Source organism: Bradyrhizobium elkanii USDA 76 (genome assembly GCF_023278185.1).
Taxonomy (GTDB): domain Bacteria; phylum Pseudomonadota; class Alphaproteobacteria; order Rhizobiales; family Xanthobacteraceae; genus Bradyrhizobium; species Bradyrhizobium elkanii.
Genome location: NZ_CP066356.1, coordinates 1,976,074 through 1,997,010, shown reverse-complemented (window position 1 = coordinate 1,997,010; position 20,937 = coordinate 1,976,074). Strand labels below are relative to the sequence as shown.

The window sequence follows — 20,937 nt, the reverse complement described above, 5'->3', positions numbered from 1 at the left end:
ATGGCGTCAGGACGCGAGCACTGCGGTTCGCGGCACACTACTCCCGTGAGCCTCTCCGCCGAGATAGGCGGCTTCAAGCGAGGGATCTTCCGCGATGATTTCGGCCGCGCCGCTCTTCAGGATGGCGCCGGTCTCGAGCAGATAGGCCCTGTCGGCAAGCGCAAGGGCTTGCCCAGCCATCTGGTCGACCACGATCAAGGTCATCCCCTCGACGCGAAGCTGCTCGAACGACGCGAACAGCTCGTCGACGACAAGGGGCGCCAGTCCAAGCGACGGCTCGTCAAGCATGAAGACCTTGGGCGCGGTCAGGAGCCCACGCGCGACCGCGAGCATCTGCTGCTCGCCGCCCGATAAAAGGCCCGCGCGATGATTGATGCGCTCCTTCAGGCGCGGAAAGCGGGCAAACATCGCGTCGATCTCCGCGTCGAGATCGAGGCCCTTGCGTGCGAAAGCGCCGAGCCGCAGGTTCTGCCGCACCGTCAGCTCGGGAAACACCTGCCGTCCTTCGGGCACCAGCACGATGCCTGCCCTGGCGCGGATATGCGCCGGCATCTTGTCGACGCGGGCGCCGGACAGCCGAATCTCTCCGACCGACCGCGGTGGTTCGAGGCCGGCAATCGAGCGCATCAGGGTGGTTTTCCCTGCTCCGTTGGCACCGAGTACGGCGATGGCCTCGCCGGGGGCGACGGCAAGGTCGATCCCACCGAGCGCCCGCGACAGGCCATAGAAGGCATCGAGCGTGCGGACTTCGAGCGCCGTGCCTTGTTTCGCCGGGCGTGGCGCGCGGCGCCGCTCACCCGACGGCGCGTCGCCGAGATAGGCCTTGCGGACCAGCGGATCGTTGCGGATCGCCGCCGCATCGCCGATCGCGATGCGCTTGCCGCCATCGAGAACGACGATGAGGTCGCTCAGCGACATGATCATCGGCATGTCGTGCTCGACGATGATGACCGCGATCCCGGTCTCCGCGATGCGACGGAGCAGAACCGTCAGCCGTTGCTTGTCGCCCTTCGAAAGACCCGCGGCCGGCTCGTCGAGCAGCAGGATCTTCGGTCGCAAGGCGAGCGCCCTCGCGATCTCGACCAGTCGCTTCTCACCATGGGGCAGCGAGTCCGCGCGTCTGCTCAAATCGCCGTCGACACCGGCAAAGCGCAACAGCGACCGCGCGAGGCGCTCCTGCGCCTCATTGTGCAGCGCCGACACGATGTTACCGAGCTTGCCCGCCGTCGCCGCCAGCAGGACGTTCTCGATGATCGAGAGCGAGCCGAATAGCTGCGTCGTCTGGAACGTCCGCGCCACTCCGACACGTGCAAGCTGGTGCGACGGCAAACCGGTGACGTCGCGGTCGCCAAGCTTCACGGTGCCGGATTTCGGACGATAGAAGCCGCAAAGCAGATTCAGCGCGCTGGTTTTCCCTGCACCATTGGGGCCGATGACGCTGGTCACCGTGCCGGGTTCGGCGGTAAACGAGACATCCTGCACGGCGCGGACACCGCCGAACGAGATCGAGAGGCTTGTGACGTCAAGACGCGACGCGCGGCTGGTCCCGATGCCGAGGTCGGCGACCGGCTCGACGCCCACCGCGCCCGGATCGGCCTTCGATCCCGTCGGCAGGAACCTTGCCGCGAATTGCTCGATCAGCCCCATGATGCCTGAGGGCGCGACTCGCAGCACGGCGAAAAGCAGCACGCCGAAGGCCAGCAGACGATACTCCGCGAGGTCGGACAGCATTTCCGGCAGCAGCACGACGAGCGCCGCCCCGATCACCGGCCCCAGCGCCGAGCCGGCGCCGCCGACCATGACGCCGAACAGCAGCAGGATCGATTGCAGAAAGGGGAACGAACTCGGGCTGATATAGCCCTGCAGAGGTGCAAACAGCGCCCCCGCCAACGCCATCGCAGCGGCCGAGATGATGAACGCCACGGTGCGGACCCGCACGAGATCAATGCCGATCGAGCGCGTCGCAACTTCAGTGTCGCGGGCGGCACGCATAGCGTAGCCCCAGCCGCTCCGCTTCAAGCGCTCGAACAGGATGAGGCCGGCGAACACCAGCACGATGCCCGCGATCGCCAAATGCCGCTCCGACAGCGGAAAGCCGAACACCTCTGGTGGCGCGGTCAGGATCAGGCCGTTGCCGCCGCCCGTGAGGTCGCGCCACTCGATCGTGCCGTGCTCGACGATGAAGCCGAAGGCGATCGTCACCATCGCGAGATATGGACCTCGCACGCGCAAGGCCGGCATGGCGAGCAGACCACCGACGACGCTGACAAGGGCAATCGCGGCAGCCGTCGCCGCAAGATAGGGCCACCCCGCCTTCTCCATCAGGAGCACGGTCGTGTAGGCCCCGATCGCCATGAAGCCGATGTGGCCGAGCGAGATCTGCCCCGCCAAACCGAGCAGTACGTTGAGGCCGATACAGGCGATCGCCGTCAGCGAGATGGTCGCGACCAGGAACACGCCGTAGCTGTCGGCAACGGCGGCATAGAGGATGGCGACCGCGAGTGCCGCGACGGCGGCGAGAACGGAGACGCGAGAGGTCATACTTTTTTCACTCCGGCTCGGCCGAGCAGCCCGTGGGGGAGGACGACAAGGATCGCGATCACCGAGGCGAATGTGATGATCTGGGTGTAGACCGATCCCAGGTAATTGGTCGCGAACACCTCGATCAGGCCGAGACAGAGCCCGGCCAGCATCACGCCCCAGGCGCTGCCGAGGCCGCCGATGATCGCCGCCGCGAAGGCCTTGATGCCGAACAGCGTGCCCATTTCGGAGGACACGTTGAACAGGGGCGCGATCAGCAGCGCCGCAACCCCGGCCAGCATCGCCGAGACCGCGTAGCTTGCCGCGATGGCGCCGCTGACGTTGATGCCCATCAGCCGCGCAGCGTTCGGATTCTGGACCACCGCGAGCATGGCGACGCCATGGCGCGTCCGGCGACTGAGCAGATGAAGTGCCAGCGCCAGCAGCAATCCGACCACGGGAATCAGGAGCTGCAACGGATAGACCCCCGCGCCCTCGACGATCTGGATCGGCTTGGCCGCCAGGACGGACGGAAAGCTGCGCGGCTCCTTGCCGAAGACGAACATCATCACGTTGTCGACGATGATGCCGACCGCAACGGTCGCCATCAGCCAATTGTCGGAGCCGCGCTGCACGAACGGCCGGACGGCAAAGCGCTCAATCAGCAGGCCATAGAGCGCGCAGACGAGCAGAACGGCGGGAATGCCGGCCGCGGCCGGCCATCCCCACAGCACGAGGAAGAAGTATCCGGCAACGGCTCCCAGGGTCATCGAGCTGCCTTGGGAGAAATTGACCGTGCCGGAGACGGCGTAGGTGACGTGGAAGCCAAGCGCAAGCAGCCCGTACATGCTCCCCAGCGCCAGTCCTGTTATCACCGCGGGAAGAAATGACATCGATGACTACCCTGCTTGTTTGTCGGACGATCGCGCGCGGTCAGTTCCGCGCGAACGGCATGATGTGGTTGTCCTCGAACCGCGCCCAGATGTAGTCCCCCGCCGTCAGCGCATCGTGCTTGTCTTGCGCGAACGGCTTCTCGTAGGTCTTGATCAAGCCGTCCACGCGGTCGATGGCGTAGAAACCGTCACGGACGGCGGTCGGTTCGGTGCCACCGGCCTTTTCGATTGCTCGCGCAATGACCAGGATGGAGTCGTAGGCGTTGGCGACGCCAACCGCCGGCGTCACGTCCGCAGGCCCCTTGATATCCGAATACTTCGCCTGCAGGGCCGACATCACCCGCTTGCCGACCGGCGACAGGTTCCCGAAGAAGCTGTAGGTCTGGACGAAGATCACGTTCTCCGCGCTCGGCCCGGCGAGCTCGGTGAAGCGGCCGCCGGCCGGCCCCCAATGCGAGACGATCGGCGGCGCCCAGCCCATGCGGTCGAGCGATTTCACCACCTGGGAGGACGGTCCGACATTGCCGACCAGGTAGAGCGTGTCGGCGCCGGCCTGCTTCAGCCGCGATAGCTGGGAAACGACATCCACGTCGTTGCCTTCGAACTTCTCGACGCCGGCAGGCTCAATTCCTGCGGCCTTCAATGCCGCCTTCAGGCCATGCTCGTTCGACTCGCCCCAGGGATTGTTGACGAGGATGAGCCCGGGCTTCTTCGCATTGTAGGTCTTGCGCGAGAACTGGACGATCGCCTTGTCGACCTCATCGTCCATGGCCGAGACGCGGAACACGTAGTTGGACGGCGCGCCGTTCCGCGTGATGTTGGTCCCGGCGGCCCACGGCACGACGAACGGCACCTTGACGTTGTTGACGAACGGCACGATGGCGAGCTCGACCGGCGTGTCGAGGCCGCCGACCAGGACCGCGACCTTCTCGCGCTGAATCAGCTCGCGCGCGGCAATCAGCCCTTTGGCCGGATTGCTCTCGTCGTCGCGGCGGACGAGCTCGAGCGGACGTCCAAGTACGCCGCCCTTCGCATTGATTTCCTCGATGGCGATCGTCGCTCCGCGGGTCAGCGCCTCGCCGGCGCGCGCCGACTGCCCCGACAGGGCGGTCACCAGGCCGATCTTGATCGGTTCGGCCGCGCGCGCGCCAGACGTGAACGGCAACGCGGCCAGCAGGATCGTCGCTGCGGCGTGCCAAGCCGGCCAACGACGCGCAGGTCCGGACGAAACTATGCTCCTGAAGTTCATCTTCGGTGTTCCTCCCGCTGATGGCGGCCTCGGCATCGAAGCCGCCAGTTCCTCCGCTGCCGCTTATGCGCGGACTTGACGGAAGTAAAAACTTTCTTCAAAAATATTCCGATGTCAAGCGAGCGATCAGCCGCGCGGAGAAAATTCCGATGGACCCAAGGAATGTCGAGGCCCGCGACGTGTTGATCTCGATCGCGGAAGATGGCGACCGCCTGTCGCGCGGGGAAGCGGTACTGCGCTCGGATTCTGTCGGACCCGCCCTCGCCGCCCACGGGCGCTATCGCTACAGCGCGATCGGGCAACGTCCGGATTTCAATTGGCCGCAAGGACGGCGGCTCGCCGTCTATGTCGGTCTCAACCTCGAGCATTTCGCATTCGGCGACGGACTCGGTGCCGAGCTCTGCCCCGGCGGTCCGCATCCGGACGTCCTCAACTACGCCTGGCGTGACTATGGCAACCGTGTCGGCGTGTGGCGCCTGATCGAGCTGTTCGACGAGTTGGAGCTGTCGGTGCTCGCAAACAGCAGCATCTATCACTACTGCCCTGAAGTCATGGAGGCATTTCGCGCCCGCGGCGACGAAGTCGTCGGTCACGGCCGCACCAATTCCGAGCGCCAGGGTGTGCTTGCGCCCGACGAGGAGCGTCAATTGATCGCGGAAGCGACCGATGTCATCGCGCGAGCCGAAGGGCGGCGGCCGCGCGGCTGGCTGGGACCCTGGATTTCGCAATCACAGGTCACACCCGATCTGCTGGCCGAAGCAGGCTACGAGTACCTGCTCGACTGGTGCATGGACGATCAGCCGGTGTGGTTCTCGACGCGGAACGGCGGCCGCATCCTTTCAGTGCCCTATCCGCAGGAGTTGAACGATATCCCCTCGATCGTCGGTCGCAAGGACTCCGGCGAGCAGTTCGCCACCATGATCACCGACGCGTTCGAGGAGATGCTGGCACAGTCGAAAAGGCAATCGCTGGTCATGGGAATTGCGCTGCACCCCTATCTGGTCGGCCAGCCGCACCGCCTGCGTCCGCTGCGCCGCGCTCTGCAGACAATCCTGGCGCGGCGTGACGAGATCTGGATCACCACCGCGGGAGGCATAGCCGCGTTCTCGCGCGCGCTACCGGATGGCATCGTCCCAACATGATGAAAACAAATCGGGCCCCGATCGCCTCGCCTTTGCAACGAACCGGAGACGACCAGTGAGCACTGTCGACACGCTGTTTCGAAACGCCCGACTGGTCGATGGGCGCACCGTCGATGTCGCCGTATGCGACGGCCGCATCATCTCGATCGCGTCGCACTCCCAATCCCCGGTCGCGGCCCGCGAAACCCTTGATCTGACCGGACGCCTTGTGTTGCCGGGGCTGGTCGATGGTCATATCCACCTCGACAAGGGCTTCGTCGGCGACGATTGGAAGTCCCACCGCCCCTGCACCGCCGGTTTCAGCGTGCGCGAGCGCGTCAAGTTCGAAAAGGAGGCACTTGCCGGCGCCAGGCCGATTGCGGTGCGGGCGGCGGCGCTGATCGACCTCTGCGTCGCGCACGGCACGACCCAGATGCGCAGCCACGTCGATATCGACCTTCAGGTCGGGTTGCGCAATCTCGAGCAGGTCATGGCGGCGCGCGACGCGCACCGCAACAAGGTGTCGGTCCAGATCGTCGCCTTTCCGCAAAGCGGCATCGTGACATCGCCGGGCGTAGCCGGACTGCTCGACGAGGCGGTACGCGCCGGCGCGGACTTGGTCGGCGGCCTCGATCCGGCGGGTTACGATGCCGACATCGACGGGCATCTCGACGTCATCTTCGGCATTGCCGACCGGCGCGGGGTCGGCATCGACATTCACCTGCATGACGGCGGCTTGCTCGGTATCTTCGAGATCGAGAACATTGCACGCCGGACGAAGGCCCTCGGGCTCGGCGGCAAGGTCACGATCAGCCATGCCTATGCGCTCGGCGAGGTGCCGCGTGATGCCGTTCAGCGCACCGCGCAGCTGCTCGCGGAGGCCGGAGTCGCGATCTTGACCAACGCGCCCGGAGCGCATGCGTTTCCGCCGGTGTTGCTGCTGCGCGATGCCGGCGTCAATGTGTTCGCCGGCAATGACAACATCCGCGATTCCTGGTGGCCCTACGGCGATGGCGACCTCCTGGAGCGCGCCATGATCGTCGGCTACCGCTCCGGCTTCAGCACCGATGCCGACCTAGCGGCGGCCTTCAACATGGTAACCACCAATGCCGCGCAGGCCCTCGGCCTCCGGGACTATGGGGTGGCCAAGGGCGCGGCGGCGGACTTCGTCGTGCTCGACGCGCAGCACGTGCAAGAGGCGGTGGTGGCCCGGCCCAGGCCGCGCGACGTCTACAAGAACGGGCGCCTCGTCGCGCATGGCGGCACGATCGTGACGGCAGCGCGCTGATGTGGATGTAGAGACCGGAACATCGGGAAGGTTACCCCTTGACGAGCCACCGCAATAGCGATCTCAATCCCGCGAGCCTGCACGGCAAGGCCCCGCATCCCGTTGAACATGATGGGCGGGGACATATTGTCGGCGCTGGGCTCGTACAACCTGAGAAAAGCTTGTCCCGTGACTGAAACGACAGCATCGACCAATCCGGCCCGCAGCGCCACGCGGGGCAGACGGGCCCGCGATTCCGCGTTGACGAAGGAAGCGATCCTGCACGCGGCGACGTTCGAGTTCTGCCGCAACGGCATTGGCGGGGCTCGGGTTGAAGCCATCGCGAAGCGCGCCAAAGCCAACATGCGGTTGCTGTACGCCTATTTCGGCGACAAGAACGGCCTTTATCTCGCCGTGCTCGAACACGTCTACACCGAGATCCGTGCGGCCGAACAGCAACTCAAGCTCGACGACCTCGATCCCGTCGCGGCCATGCGCGAGCTGATCAACTTCACGTTCACCTTTTTCGGGGCGCACCAGAACTATATTGCCCTGATCAACAATGAGAACCTGCAGCGCGGGCGCAACCTGCGCAAATCGCGCAAGATCGCCGACCTCACGCTGCCCTTGGTCGCGAGCATCGAAAACATCCTTCGCCGGGGCCTAGCGGTCGGGCTATTCCGCAGCGACGTCGATCCGGTTCAGCTCTACGTCACGATCACGGCCATGAGCTATTTTCATGTCTCCAACCGCTACACGCTGTCGGCGATGTTCGACAAGGATCTGGGAGAGCCGGACTGGCTGGAGAAACGTCGCCACCACGCGCTGGACGTGATCATGACCTGGTTGACGGCGATGGCGGCCGCAAGCGAGGGAAAACGGAAACCGTCGGCAGCCAGAACACCCGCCGGCGCCGCACGCTAGCTCACGCGCGGCAGATTTCGAACAGCCTGCTGGTGCGAGCTAAGGGTGCTCGCTTCACCGGGCAGCGACGACGCCGTCGCTGCGGGGATCGCTGGCGCCCTCGAGCAGTCCGTCCGGATGCCAGACGATTGCGCCGGCGTGGCCCATGAATTCCTCGAACGCGCCGACCACCTGGATGTCGTGGCCGAGCGCCCGCAGCGCGTCGACAACGGCAGGATCGAAACGCGATTCGACCTTGAGATTGTTGTTCTCCTCGCCCCATGTGCGACCGAGCAACCAGCGCGGCGCGGTCACTGTCGACTGAAGGTCCTGACCGTGCAAGGCGTAGCGCGTGAAGATCGCGGCCTGGGTTTGCGGCTGCCCTTCGCCGCCCATCGTGCCGTAGGACAACAGCCGGCCATCGCTGAGTTCAGCCATTGCAGGCTGAATGGTATGGAACGGCAGCCGCCCAGGTTCCAGGCGGTTGATGTCGGTCTCGGCGAGACCGAAGCTCGTCCCACGGTTCTGCCAGGTGACCCCGCTTTGGGGGAGGATGACGCCCGAGCCAAACTCCCAATAGATGCTCTGAATGAAACTGACGCCGAGGCCGTTCCGGTCGGTCGCAGCAAGCCAGACCGTATCGCCCTGGGTCGGCGGGTCAGGCCAGCGCGCTGCATGATCGATGGCGACGGTCTTTTCGAGCGCCGCAATGGACTCGTCGGTGAGAAACCCGGCAGCCGCCCGCGCCATGTAGTCGGGGTCGGTCACGTAGCGATTGCGGATGCGGAACGACGCCTTGGTGCTCTCGACCAGCCGATGCAGATGATCGACCCCATCCGCCTCCTTCGCCATGCGCCGGGCATAGAGCGCAAGAATCAACAGCGAGGCCAGGCCCTGCGTCGGCGGCGGCATGTTGAACACCTTGTGCCCCGCCACATCGACCGACAGCGGCGTCACCAGTGAGGCTTGATGCTGCTCCAGATCGGATAGGCGGAGCGGGCTGCCGAGCCGTTCGAGATCAGTCGCCATCGAACGCGCCAGGTCGCCGCGATAGAAATCGGAAAGGCCGGCTCGCGCCAGCTGCCGCAACGTGTCTGCCACGCGCGGCTGCTGCAACCGCGTGCCGACCGCAAGCGGACCGCCCTGCGGCAGATAGACCTCGGCAAAGCCCGGCACATCCTGCAGTTCAGCGCGCTTCTTCGTGGAGTTGTCGTGCAGGGTCTGGGTCACGGCGACGCCATCGGCGGCATAGCCGATCGCAGGTTCGAGCAGCCGCGACAGCGGCATGCGCCCCCCATGGCGATCGCGGCTGAGCTCATAGGCCTTCTGCCAGCCATCGACGGTCCCGGCAGCGGTGAGTGCCGCGAGCGGTCCGCGGCTTGGGATGGTGCTGCAGCCATGCTCGCGATACCAGGCGCGGCTGGCGGCCTTCGCCGACCGTCCGCACGCCTGGATTCCGACCGGCGCAGAGCCCGCCCGGCCGACCAGCCAGAAGCTGTCGCCGCCGAGGCCGTTCATATGCGGATAGACCACCGCGATCGTGGCGGCGGACGCAATCATCGCCTCGACCGCATTGCCGCCCTCGGAAAGGACGGCAAGCCCGGCCTGCGCCGCAAGGTGATGCGGCGCGGTCACCATTCCGCTATAGCTTCGCTTGGTCTGCAGCATGAACGCGTTCCCCGAAAACTGCAGTTTGTAATAATGTTCTTACTTACATTGTCAAGCGGCCGTCGCCTGGCCGCCGCGGCGCGAACTCTGCTGGCGGAGGTGCCGCGCGTGGTGGATCGAAGCGAAAGCCGAACTCGGCCGCGCGAAGCTGCGCGTCAGCGGCAGCGGCCGGGTCGCCGGATTCCCGGAGGTCCTGAATCTGTTCCGAAAAAGATGCAAAAAATGTAGTCTCCCGAACCATGGCGACGATCCACGAATTCGGCCCCTACCGCCTCGACGCGGAAGCCGTGATGTTGTTTCGAGAGTCCGAACCGGTCGCGCTCGGGCGGCGCGCGGTGACGCTGCTTCGGCTGCTTGTCGAGCAGGCCGGAACGCCGGTTTCCAAGGACGCATTGATGCAGGCGGCGTGGCCGGGGCTTGCGATCGAGGAGAGCAATCTGACGGTGCAGATCGCCGCTCTGCGGCGGGTATTTGCCGACGTCGAGGGCGGTACGACCTGGATCGAGACCCTCCCGCGCCGCGGCTACCGCTATGTCGGGCCACTGGTCGCCGCCGAATCCGGCGCCGGCCTGCCCACCGCGCCGGCAATAACGGTGCCCGATGGGCCGTCGCTTGCAGTGCTGCCGTTCTCGAATCTCAGCGGCGATTCCGCGCAGGAATATTTTTCCGACGGAATCACGGGAGATATCATCGCCGAACTGTCGCGTTTCCGCTCGCTGTTCGTTGTCGCCCGCCACTCCAGCTTCGCCTACAAGGGCAAGACGCCCGAGATCAAACAAGTCGGCCGCGAACTCGGCGTCAGGTACGTGGCCGAAGGAAGCGTGCGCAAGATCGGCAGCCGGATGCGGGTGACCGTCCAGCTTCTCGATGGCGCGAGCGGTTACAATCTCTGGACCGAGCGCTACGACCGCGAACTCGAAGACATCTTCGCCCTGCAGGACGAGATCGTCCGCGCAATCGTCGCAGCCCTTCCGGGCCGGCTCGAGGACGCCGGCCGCGAGATCGCCAGACGCAAGCCGACCCCGAACATTACCGCCTATGACCTGGTTCTGCTGGGCAACGAGCGCTGGCGTCAATTGACCGTGAAGGGCATGGCGGAAGCCAGGCAGTTTTTCCGGGACGCCGTCGCGCTCGATCCGCAATATGCCCGCGCTCACGTCAACATTGCCTGGACGATCGTCTGCGACGTGTTTCTCGAATCGCCTGGCACGGCGAAGCTCGACGATGCGCTGAGCGAGATCGAGACCGCGCTCGACATCGACGGCGGCGACGCCTGGGCCCATGGCGTCTTCGCGCAATTGCTGTTCCTGCGTCGCGAGGATGCCAAGGCTGAAATCCATTTCAGCCGAGCTCTCGCGCTCAATCCAAACGACGCCGATGTCGCCGCCGTTTTCGCGAACATTCTGGTCTACTGGGGACGGTGGCGAGAGGCCCTCACCTGGATCGGTGCGGCCAAACGACTGAATCCTTTCCCGCCCAATCTGTACCACTGGTACCACGCGCTCGCGCTCTATTCGGGGCGCCGGTACGATGAAGCAGTCAAGACGCTGATGGAGGCGCGATCCCCCGACCGCTGGTCGCACAGTCTGCTTGCCGCCTGTTATGCGCAGATGGGTCGGCACAGCGAAGCGCGATCCGAAGCCGAAGCGTTCGTCACGGAACGTTGTCGTGAAATAAGCGCGAACGGCGCAACGCCGCCGGCGAACACCCTCGATCTCGTTCGAGCACGGGCCGAAAGGTACAGAAATTCAGTCGATCGCGAGCACTTCCTCGACGGCTTGCGCAAGGCCGGCCTATCGGGCTGAGCCGATCGGAATATGGCGTGGAGCAATTCGAGGCCCGTGGTAGCGGGGGAGCGCTACCGCCTTTCCCCACACCCAGAGAACCACGGGATCTTCTGCAATCTTTCGCCCAATATCGAAGCGCAAACGCTTCCAATGCACGCTGTGCGGAAGCAGTTCTTCATGGAGGTCGAGGACGATGGGGAGCGTCTCCGCGGAAAAACGCAGCGTCTGATCTTTGAATCTTTTGGATCTGGCCTGGGATCAGCTCAATCTGAGGAGATCGAGCATTGGAAAACTCCAAGAAGGCGTCCGTGGTTTCGAATATTTGATCCACGAGCCCGCGATGCTCTGGTTCGATGATGGAGTAAATGTCGGGCTTGTCGCACCTCCACCATCCTGACCATAGCTCCGCTTTCTTCTCATTGGGATCAAAAATAAAGATGAGCGCCCCTCCGTCCTCATAGATGAGCTCAGCGGGCACGCAGCCGTGTTTGATCAGCGTTTGCAGAACGTGGCAAAACTCATACCCAAATACGTACAAGTCAGGCTTTAGCTTAACGACTATAGGTTGGTTTGCGTTATCGTACCCGAAGGCATCTGTGCTGCTTGGCGGTCGAATCACCTTGATACCTTGATGCCTTCGCCTGCGCCATGACGCGAATCGCTGAGCTGCCCGATCGGAATGAGTGATCCTGGTGGGTCAGCCGATACGTCAGGCGCTCACCTCGATACCCTTGAGAGCACTAACTGTCCGTGCCCGACGCTCTGAGACACGTCGCTCTATGCTGCGCCGGCGATCGGGTATCGGAGCTTGTGGATTCCGCACGTTGCTCCTTCGCCTGACAAGAATTCTCCGATCAGCCACCCTGCGTTCCGAAACCACTATTCGGTTGTCTCTCCGCACAGCGTTTGCCGATCCGGCGAGAGCACTCTCCCGGCGGACAGCATAGGCCCGACGCGCCACCACTTCGCGGAGCGCCAGCCAGATGAACTCGCTGTTGGTGGAAAGATATCGCCGCCATAATTTGCGCGGCTCCATCATCAGCCGCCAGAACCACTCGAGACCGAGCGATTGGAATAGCCGAGGAGCGCGCTTGATGAAGCCGGCCAAGACGTCGAAGCTGCCACCCACCCCCAGGATGACGGGAACTTGCAGCCGATCCCGATAGCGCTCGCTCCACACCTCCTTGAACGGGGACGGCAAGCCGATAAAGAGAATGTGGGCGCCGCTGGCTCGTATCTCATCGACGATAACGTCATGCTCGTCCGGACCGAAGTAGCCGTTCCGGAAACCAGCGATCTTCAGTTGCGGAAAGCGCGCCTCGCAGACCCGCACGAGCTTTTCGACGACGTCCTGATGCGCCCCTAGAAAATAGACACAAAGTCCGTTGGATGCGGCAGCCCTTAACAGTCCTTCCATCAGATCGATGCCGGCCACGCGCTCCGGCATGTGTTGACCTGACGCCCGTATTGCCCAAACCACCGGCATACCGTCCGCGACCGTCATATCGGCCGCGGAACATGCGTGCGCCAACTCCACGTCTCGCCGCATCATGCAGAGATGCGACGCATTGATCGTCATCACCACGTGGGAATTGTTCGAGCGGCGACAGATATCGACACAGCGCTGCGCCGCCTGATCGAGGGTAACCGCATCAAATTCGACGCCCAATAGGCTTACGTGTTCCGTCATCTGCTCAACTTCCCTGCGGCGATTGCCGGTTGGCTTGCCACCGAGCCACTTGCTCGGCGTCCAGGCGAGCTGTGGCAGCTCGTTTACCCAGTCTCAGGCATGCGTGCTGATACGTACGAAGAAAACGTCTGAACTCGGGGTCATTGTAGCGCGGCAACCCCTTTGCCCAGCTGCTGAAGTATCCCCAAAGCATCGCGACGCTTCCGATGAACATTGGATGCGCGCGAAGACGGGAAGCCGCCACCGCCAGATAGTAAAACGGCGAGGTGCCCATGAAATACTGACCAAAGCCAGCGCGAATTCTGCCTGCCCAGATACTGTTCTGGCTGGCCCCTTGTGGACGAAGGTGGACGAACCGGATTGGTTCTGAATCGACGCTCTCGGCGATCCAGCCCAGCATTCTGGCGCGGTGGCAATCGATGCCATCCCACATGACCTGTCGCACGAATCCCCCGATCTGCTCGAAGCACGCAACGCGATAGAATTTCGTCATTCCAACCGACATTTCATCGCCGCAGACCTCGGGCACGAGATCGCCGGTTTGGGGATGAACGAACCAGGGTTTGCCGGAGGTCGTCCCGATACGTGGATTGCCCTCCATTCGCTGCATCAGCAGTTCGAAGTACCGAGGCGGCAGGTCGAGATCCATATCAAGCTTGCACAAATAGCCGAAGTCGCCGAGGGACACTTGATCGAGACCATCGTAAAACGCCTCAATCACGCCGGGCCCCACCCGCCGGTGGCCTCGATCCTGGCGGCGCACGACACGCAGATAAGGCAACCGCGCCGCATACTCTTCCAGGATCTGCGGCGTCTCGTCGGTGGATCCATCGTCAACGACGATCCACAGTGCTGGCGGCACCGACTGTGCAGCCACGCTGTCGAGCGTGCGGCGGAGATAGGCTCCCTCATCGCGGCAGGGCGAAATCAGCACATAGCTGCGCGGCGCCGCGTTGCGCGGAGACCCTGAAGCACTGTTAAGCTCGTCCACAGCCCTACTCCCGGTAATATCCTTCGGACCTGACCCCGTTTCTTGCCTCGATGGTTCTGAGCTCAAGAGGGTCAATCTGGTTGAGCACGATGGTCGACACGCGCTCACGGATGAGCTGCGTTACCGACAACGCTTCGAGCACACTCGTACGCTTGGTCTGACCGCATTCCACAACGAACACGAACTCATCGATGAAGCGCTCGATCAGCCTTGCGTCGACCACCGACATGATCGGCGCCACCTCCACCACGATGTAGTCATAGGATTTCCGTGCAACGGCCAGCAGGTTTTCCATTTCCTGCGAGCCCAGGAGCTCCGCGGCGTTTGGAATCCTGACCGTGCACGCATTTGGCAGGACATCCAGCCCCGAATGCGGCCGCTTGCAAACAAACTCGTCAAGACGAGAGGGATCTTCTAGCGCGTCGAAAAGCCCGACCTTCGCATCCGGGGAAAGCGCAGTCGTGAGATTCCGGAGATGAAGGTCGGCATCGATCAACAGCGTGCGCGATCCAGAGGACGACAATATGAGCGCGGCAAGGTTGGCGGCAACGACAGTCTTTCCCTCTTTCGAAACCGCCGACACGACGCCGATGACCTTGCCCCCGGTCGAGGCGGACGAACGGTCGAGCATCGCCTTCACATTGCGAAGGCCTTCCGCGAAGCGCGAGAAGGGGGCAGCAAGGACATGCTCCTCGATTGGCAATTGACCAGCGTAGACGAAGGGCAGTCCGATGCACCGTGTTTCGGTCACCTGTTCGACGGCCTTGGGCGTCCGGAACACGTCCGCCATCCATTCACGTCCGAAGGCAGAGCCTATGCCGAGAAACAGGCCAAGAAAAATGCTGCCTGCCGCCACGATGAGGGTCTTCTTGGAACTCTTTGTCAGCGGCGGAACTGCTCTTGTGATGATCTGCGCACTCTGGGCCGGAAGCGTCTCCGCCTGTGCCGCCTCGATCTCCTTATGCTTTTGCAAGAATCCGCTATAAAGATTGCGCAGCGCCTCGGCGGCGCTCTCGAGTTCGCGCAGCCGGCTTCCGGTTTCCGCGGAAAGCTTTGCGGCCGTGTCTTCGAGTTCGGTCTGCCGTGCCTTGGCGACTTCGTACTCGCTGGCGTAGGAATCGGTAATGCGACCCTCGTCGGACCGAATGGCGGCGTCAATGCTGTTGAGTTGCGCACGAAGCTTGACGACAGCCGCGTGCTTGCGACCGACGCGAGCTTCCATTTCCGCAAGGCGAGACGCAAGGTCGCGCTTTTGCGTGCGGAGACGTGCAAGTTCGCTGTTATTGAGCGCGAAGTTGATGACTGCCGCCCGCTTGTCGTTGAATAGCGCATCCGTCGACACGGCTGACGGAATCCCGTTTGCCTCTGTCCGCTTGATACGGTCGAGGCGCTCCTTTGCCTCGACTGCCGCGAACTTGGCGTTCATCAGCTGGGTATTCAGACTTGCCAGGAGCTCGGTATCCTGCGCGCCAGTGCTGCTGAGGTTGTTAGCCGTCTTGAAGTCCTGCAGCGCCTTGTCCGCGTCGGCTACCTGCTTCTTCAGCTCAATGAGCCGCTCCTGCAGCCATCCGCTCACCTTCTGCGTCGACCTCAATTTTGTGTCCTGCAGGGACGCGAGATAGCTATCCACGATGCCGTTGGCGATCTTCGCAGCCTTCTCCGCACTCTGCGACTCGACCGTCACATTGATAACGTTGGCGACATCCTCTCGCGCAATTGTTACGCGCTTCAACAGAGCTTCGAGAGCAGCTCGTTCAGCCGCAGCTGTGGCTGCCGCCGTGCTGGCGCTCCCGTCCGTGGCGCTCGCAAGCGCAGATCGGCCGGCAAACTCGCTATCACTGGTCAGATTCAGCGAACGAATGACCGGCAGCATTACCCTGTCGGATGAGAGTACGTAAAGCTGACTGCCGACCTCCACTTCGTCCATCGTCGGTTGATCCACGATCTTGTTGGTCTGCAGATAACGATTGAGACTACGATCGATGAGGATGCGTGCACTGCTCTTGTAGGGCGCCTTCATGACCACAACGGAAGCCACAGCAGCCGCCAGCCCAATCAACAGTCCGATAACGGGTAACCGCCATTCGCGGCGCAGAACGTCAATGATGTCCCACAAGCCGAACGTCGGCCGGGCCGCCGCTGGCGGACCGTAGTCTTCCGCAAGCGGCTGGCCGTATTCCTGAATGACCAATTGATTGGTTCTGGTGTCCATGGCTTCGTTTGATCAGTACGCCGGTTGGGAGAGCGGTGGTGACGGCCGCGAATGCATCTCGGGAGTCGGCAAAAGATTGGCGCTCGTGATGTGATCAGTTGGACGTTGCGGCCGACGGACATTCAGAAGATCATGCACGATGAGTTTGCTGGCACGTCCGTCACCGAATGGATTGGCACCGAGAGACATGGCTTCGTGCTCCGCTGGCACATCGAGCAGGCGTTCGACGCCCGCGACGATACGAGCCGGGTCGGTGGTGACCAGGCGAGCTACGCCGGCGTCAACGGCCTCCATGCGCTCGCTGGTATCTCGCATGACGAGCACGGGCTTGCGAAGCGCCGGTGCCTCCTCCTGAATTCCACCGGAATCGGTAAGGATGAGATACGAGCGCGTCATCAGGTAGACGAACTCGGGATAGTTCAGGGGCTCGATCAGGAAGACATTGGGCGCATCGCGTAGATGATCGAATACCGGCCCGCGTACGTTCGGATTCAGATGAACGGGATACACGATCTGAATGTCGTCCCGCCTGCCGATTGTCTTCAATGCCTCGCAAATTTGCCGGAACCCGGATCCAAAGCTCTCGCGCCGGTGTCCGGTCACGAGAACAAGTCGCTTCGAAGTGTCGAGCCATGAGTATTTCACCTCGAGCGACCGGCGAAGCTCGCCCGGTTGAGCGATATTTGCGGCCATACGAAGCAGCCCGTCGATCACGGTATTGCCGGTGACAATGACGGCGTCTGACGGATACCCTTCCTTCAGCAGGGCTGAACGCGCACGCGACGTCGGTGCATAATGCCTCGTCGTAACGACCGCAGTAACCCGCCGATTGGCCTCCTCCGGCCATGGACTCATGAGATTGCCGGTTCGCAATCCCGCCTCGACATGCCCGACACTAACCGACCGGAAGAACGCGGCAAGTGCAGCCGCCGTACTGGTTGCGGTGTCGCCCTGTACAAGAACGTAGTCCGGGTTGTAGTCGGCGATGATCGGATCGATTCCGGTCATAACCGCGCTGAACACTTCGCTCAACGACTGGTTGGGTCGCATGATGTTCAGGTCGTAGTCCGCTCTCAACGAGAAGGCCGACATCACATCGTCGAGCATCTGACGATGCTGGCCCGTCACGCAGACACGCGAATCGATTCCCTCTGCTTCGCCCAGCGCCAGCACAAGCGGTGCCATTTTGATCGCCTCTGGACGAGTACCAAATACGCTAAGAATACGCATGAAGCCCGACGCCGCCTGTGTTCAATAATTTTGCCGTGTTGAATATTCTTGCCGTATCGAAATGATGCGGCACGCTACCGGATTTTCCCGGCGCGTTCATCGCCAACGTTGGCTCGGCGCACGTTAAATGAAATTTATAGCTAATTGTCGGAGTTGCCGCGGAGGGCGTTGCGCATCATCGATGCCAGTTGTTATCAGGCGGTTCCAGATTTAACTTTTTCGGGTTAACGCGCACTCAGTCGTTGTCCGCTGACGTTCTTCGCTGCCGCCAGCGAGTTCCAGATTTAACTTCTCCAGGTTAACGCGCATTCGCTGTACCGTTCGCAATCATCGTCGGCGCATCCTCGCGCCTTCATTCGCAACAGCTCGGCGAGAATGCAGTTACACGCGCAACGAACTCCAATGACAGGCACGCATTATCCAATTTCGGTAAAATTTGGACAAAACAAGATTAAATAGCGTATGTGGACTTGCGTTGATTGGCGCTGTTCTTGACAACGATCAGCGCGCAACTCGCTCCTGGTCGAGGGCTTCCGGAAGTCGTGCGGCCGGCACTTTCCGGCATTTGATAGGTCGGAGACAACGCCTCGTGGAAGGCAAGGTTCTACTCCTCTCGCAGCGTCGGATTTCCGATCTTGTCGCATTTTGCCTCAGCTATGAGTTCGAGGACAATTTGGCGGCGATGACGCGCGCCGATCGGTTCGATGTTCAAGATCGCGCTGCACTGGAGTTCTCTCGACGTGTCTACAAGTGGACGCGCCTTGCATCAGGATCGACCAAACTGGCAGGTGTGCTGGCACCCTCCCCGCCGCAGCTGCCGCTGCAACGCGATTATGAACTGTTCTTTCCGATCTTCAGCAATGCGTATCAACTGCACGCGCTCACGGCGATTCCCGACTGGCGCAAGCGGTGTCGCAAGGCAGCATGCTTCATCACTGAAGTCTGGGCAGATGACATCCCGGAGTATCTGGTCGAGCTCCTATCCGGATTTGATCATATATTTGTCGGCCTGCATCACTGCGCACCGCAGATCGCGCGAATAGCAGGTCGACCGTGCAGCTATCTGCCGCTGGCGGTCGACGTGGAGCGGTTCGCGCCGAAACCCGAGCAGCAGCGATCGATCGCCGTGTGCAACATCGGGCGTCGTTCGGCGACGACCCACGCCGCGTTGCTGGCCGGCGCCGAGAGAGAGCGCTTCTTCTACTACTACGACACCGTGGCGGCGAGCGGTTCGAACCGAAAGGAAAGGACGTTCCGGGTCGACAATCCGGAAGAGCACCGCATCATGATTGCGAATATCCTACAGCGCAGCCGCTATTTCATCGCCAATCGCAGTCACGTCAACAACCCGGAATTCACGGCCGGCCGAGACGAGATTTCCGCTCGCTATTATGAAGGTGCTGCAGCCGGGGCGGTGATGGTTGGAGAAGCGCCGCGCACCGAAGAGTTTGCACGGCAGTTCGACTGGCCCGACGCCGTCATTCATGTACCCTTCGATTCGCCCGACATTTGCCAGATCCTCGAAGCGCTGAACGCAGAGCCGGCGCGACTGCGAGCGGTTCAGAGCGCAAACGTCCGGGAAGCCGCACTGAGGCACGATTGGCTCTACCGCATACAGGCGGTATTCGACATCCTCGGTATTGTTCATACCGATCAAATGCGCGCACGAGCCGACCGTCTGCGCCAGATCGCCGGATCCTTTGAGCTGCCAGCGGCTGCCTGAAATCGTCACCTCGCGTGGTGCGGAGCAATGCGGCGTTTCCGCCGGTTTATGGTTAACGGCCTGTTAAGCGGCGGCTGCTACATCCCGGCAGGTTGGCGATCCTTTTCATATGATCGCCACGGTGTCGCGAACGTCCGCAACGGCGGACAAACGTCAAGCTGCGTATCCAGGCATGAAGCGCTCCAGTCAGCTCCCCTCGGCTCAGGCGGCCATCCTGAATGCGCCGCCTTTGCCACGTCAGGCAGACAGGCTTGCCGCACCTCTGCGACGGCGTGGCGCCTGGACGCAGTTCGTCGAAGCCCGCCTGCGCGAGCCCGTAAATCCAGAGCGCGATCCCGCCGGGCCGCCAGACAGTCCGACCGACAAGCAACCGACGATCATTGGCGACGATCCGAGCTTGCCGAACGGTGGGCCGACCAATGAAGCTCATCCGCTCCTTGACCTGGAACATCCCCTGCAACCGATTGTACTCCCGCAGGATGAGGTCAGTCGGCGCCTGAATGAGGCCGCGGAGGACATCGGACGCCGGACGAACGTGGCTCGGCCTGATGCCGGACCGGATGACGGGTCCGTCTCCCCTGCGGCCGATCCAAACGATGCTTCAGCGGAGGAATGCGAGAGCCGCACGCAGCCAGCGCCACCGGGCTCGTATGCCCGCACAGCCGTAACCTCGTACACGCCTGAGGCAGATGAAGGAGAGGGATTTAGTCCGGCCGGAGACCCAGATCCGAACTCGGTGCCGCCGGTGTCAACCGGTCCAGCAGTGCCGCCGCCGCGGCAACCGCCCGTGCACACCAGCACTGCCGAGGCGAGCGTCGCGGTGCAGGAACAGCAGACGATACTCATCGAGAAGCTGATCGCCGAAGAACTTCAGAGCTCGCCGCGAGACCGACGTTCCGTCACCAGCGAATGGAAAGTGCGCAACTTTGTATGGTTCCTCGCTCCAGCAACGGTTCTGCTTGCGATTGGGACCGGAATGCTCATGCGGGGCAACGTTGCATCCCTGTTCAATACAACACCCCAGGTTGTCAGCCATTCGAACGCGACGCCCGTTCAGTCGCCGCCGCAAGGCAGACGCAAGCTGAAACCGGCAATTGCCACGTTCGTACATCGTGCTCCGATCGAAGCAGCCGCAAGCGCACCACCCGCACGTTCACTGCCGACGACGTATGGGATTTTTGCGTCAAGCAACGGGCGGATGATCCGGCTCGAGCCGATGAACATCCGCCTTCCCGACAGCCGGATCGCCGTGTCGGTATTGACCACCAAGCCGCGCACCGTTGTGGTGCCGCACGGCCCGCTTTCGTTTGTCGCGTATCAGCGCGAGCTTATGACAAGCGCGCCCGACAACGCACAATTGCGCATTCTCGCCCAGGTGGCACGAACACCGTCGTCACCGGCGGTCGCTATGGCCAACGATGCCTGGGCGATCCGGTCCGTTTCCGTCGACCTGACCGTAGCGCCGGTCCCTGAAAGCCGCGAGATGGTCGAGCTGCAGCCAGTGAACCCCGATCTCGTCCTCTCACCTGGCCGTTACGTGCTGGTCTTCAAAAACCAAGCCTACGACTTTGTCGTAGCCGGCAAGGTTACCGATAAGGCCCATTGCCTCGAGAGGGCGGAAACGCCGGACGGCGACAGGTTCACCGAGTGCCGCAACCTCCCGTAATGTACGGGCGGCCCGGT

Annotated in this window: 14 protein-coding genes; 6 read left to right on the top strand and 8 right to left on the bottom strand. The window is 62.6% G+C overall.

Features of this window, described 5'->3' with window-relative positions; genetic code table 11:
• Window positions 1-6 precede the first annotated feature (6 nt).
• The 3 genes from JEY66_RS09670 to JEY66_RS09660 are packed head-to-tail and all read right to left on the bottom strand — an operon-like array spanning window position 7 to window position 4,578.
• Window positions 7-2,541, bottom strand: a complete 2,535-nt coding sequence (locus tag JEY66_RS09670; RefSeq protein WP_018273463.1) for a branched-chain amino acid ABC transporter ATP-binding protein/permease — start codon at window positions 2,539-2,541, stop codon at window positions 7-9.
• Window positions 2,538-3,413, bottom strand: a complete 876-nt coding sequence (locus tag JEY66_RS09665) for a branched-chain amino acid ABC transporter permease (protein ID WP_026193301.1) — start codon at window positions 3,411-3,413, stop codon at window positions 2,538-2,540. The genes JEY66_RS09670 and JEY66_RS09665 overlap by 4 nt, the downstream gene beginning before the upstream one ends.
• A 40-nt stretch (window positions 3,414-3,453) precedes the next feature.
• Window positions 3,454-4,578, bottom strand: coding sequence for an ABC transporter substrate-binding protein (locus JEY66_RS09660; RefSeq protein WP_016840205.1), 1,125 nt, complete (start codon window positions 4,576-4,578; stop codon window positions 3,454-3,456).
• A gap of 233 nt (window positions 4,579-4,811) precedes the next feature.
• Between JEY66_RS09660 and JEY66_RS09655 the strand changes: the two genes are divergently transcribed.
• The 3 genes from JEY66_RS09655 to JEY66_RS09645 all read left to right on the top strand — a co-directional run bounded on the left by JEY66_RS09655 (window position 4,812) and on the right by JEY66_RS09645 (window position 7,974).
• The gene (locus tag JEY66_RS09655; RefSeq protein WP_240536869.1) at window positions 4,812-5,804 is read left to right on the top strand and encodes a polysaccharide deacetylase family protein; all 993 of its coding nucleotides are present in this window, start codon (window positions 4,812-4,814) and stop codon (window positions 5,802-5,804) included.
• 55 nt (window positions 5,805-5,859) lie between these two features.
• On the top strand, window positions 5,860-7,071 hold the full coding sequence (locus tag JEY66_RS09650; RefSeq protein ID WP_018273465.1) for an amidohydrolase family protein: 1,212 nt from the start codon (window positions 5,860-5,862) through the stop codon (window positions 7,069-7,071).
• 126 nt (window positions 7,072-7,197) lie between these two features.
• Window positions 7,198-7,974, top strand: a complete 777-nt coding sequence (locus tag JEY66_RS09645; protein WP_240536868.1) for a TetR/AcrR family transcriptional regulator — start codon at window positions 7,198-7,200, stop codon at window positions 7,972-7,974.
• A gap of 54 nt (window positions 7,975-8,028) precedes the next feature.
• On the opposite strand, the gene JEY66_RS09640 is transcribed toward JEY66_RS09645, so the two are convergent.
• On the bottom strand, window positions 8,029-9,621 hold the full coding sequence (locus JEY66_RS09640; protein ID WP_018273466.1) for a gamma-glutamyltransferase family protein: 1,593 nt from the start codon (window positions 9,619-9,621) through the stop codon (window positions 8,029-8,031).
• A gap of 239 nt (window positions 9,622-9,860) precedes the next feature.
• Here JEY66_RS09640 and JEY66_RS09635 point away from each other — a divergent pair, with 239 nt between their 5' ends.
• Window positions 9,861-11,426, top strand: a complete 1,566-nt coding sequence (locus JEY66_RS09635) for a winged helix-turn-helix domain-containing tetratricopeptide repeat protein (protein WP_018273467.1) — start codon at window positions 9,861-9,863, stop codon at window positions 11,424-11,426.
• 691 nt (window positions 11,427-12,117) lie between these two features.
• Here the strand turns inward: JEY66_RS09635 and JEY66_RS09630 are convergent.
• From JEY66_RS09630 to wecB, 4 genes are read right to left on the bottom strand one after another with little or no spacing between them, the layout of a single operon-like run.
• Complete coding sequence (locus tag JEY66_RS09630; RefSeq protein WP_016844251.1) at window positions 12,118-13,098, bottom strand: WecB/TagA/CpsF family glycosyltransferase; 981 nt, start codon at window positions 13,096-13,098, stop codon at window positions 12,118-12,120.
• Between the two features lie 4 nt (window positions 13,099-13,102).
• Window positions 13,103-14,089: a glycosyltransferase family A protein gene (locus tag JEY66_RS09625; RefSeq protein WP_016844250.1), complete on the bottom strand. Its 987-nt coding sequence runs from the start codon at window positions 14,087-14,089 to the stop codon at window positions 13,103-13,105.
• Between the two features lie 4 nt (window positions 14,090-14,093).
• Window positions 14,094-16,301 (bottom strand): GumC family protein, encoded by a 2,208-nt coding sequence (locus JEY66_RS09620; RefSeq protein ID WP_016844249.1) that lies wholly within the window; start codon window positions 16,299-16,301, stop codon window positions 14,094-14,096.
• A 12-nt stretch (window positions 16,302-16,313) separates the two neighbouring features.
• Complete coding sequence (gene wecB, locus JEY66_RS09615; RefSeq protein WP_075968301.1) at window positions 16,314-17,531, bottom strand: non-hydrolyzing UDP-N-acetylglucosamine 2-epimerase; 1,218 nt, start codon at window positions 17,529-17,531, stop codon at window positions 16,314-16,316.
• A gap of 589 nt (window positions 17,532-18,120) precedes the next feature.
• Here wecB and JEY66_RS09610 point away from each other — a divergent pair.
• Together JEY66_RS09610 and JEY66_RS09605 are read left to right on the top strand one after the other, a co-directional pair.
• On the top strand, window positions 18,121-19,254 hold the full coding sequence (locus JEY66_RS09610; RefSeq protein WP_016844247.1) for a glycosyltransferase family protein: 1,134 nt from the start codon (window positions 18,121-18,123) through the stop codon (window positions 19,252-19,254).
• A gap of 109 nt (window positions 19,255-19,363) precedes the next feature.
• Complete coding sequence (locus JEY66_RS09605; RefSeq protein WP_125459100.1) at window positions 19,364-20,920, top strand: hypothetical protein; 1,557 nt, start codon at window positions 19,364-19,366, stop codon at window positions 20,918-20,920.
• The last annotated feature ends 17 nt before the right edge of the window (window positions 20,921-20,937 follow it).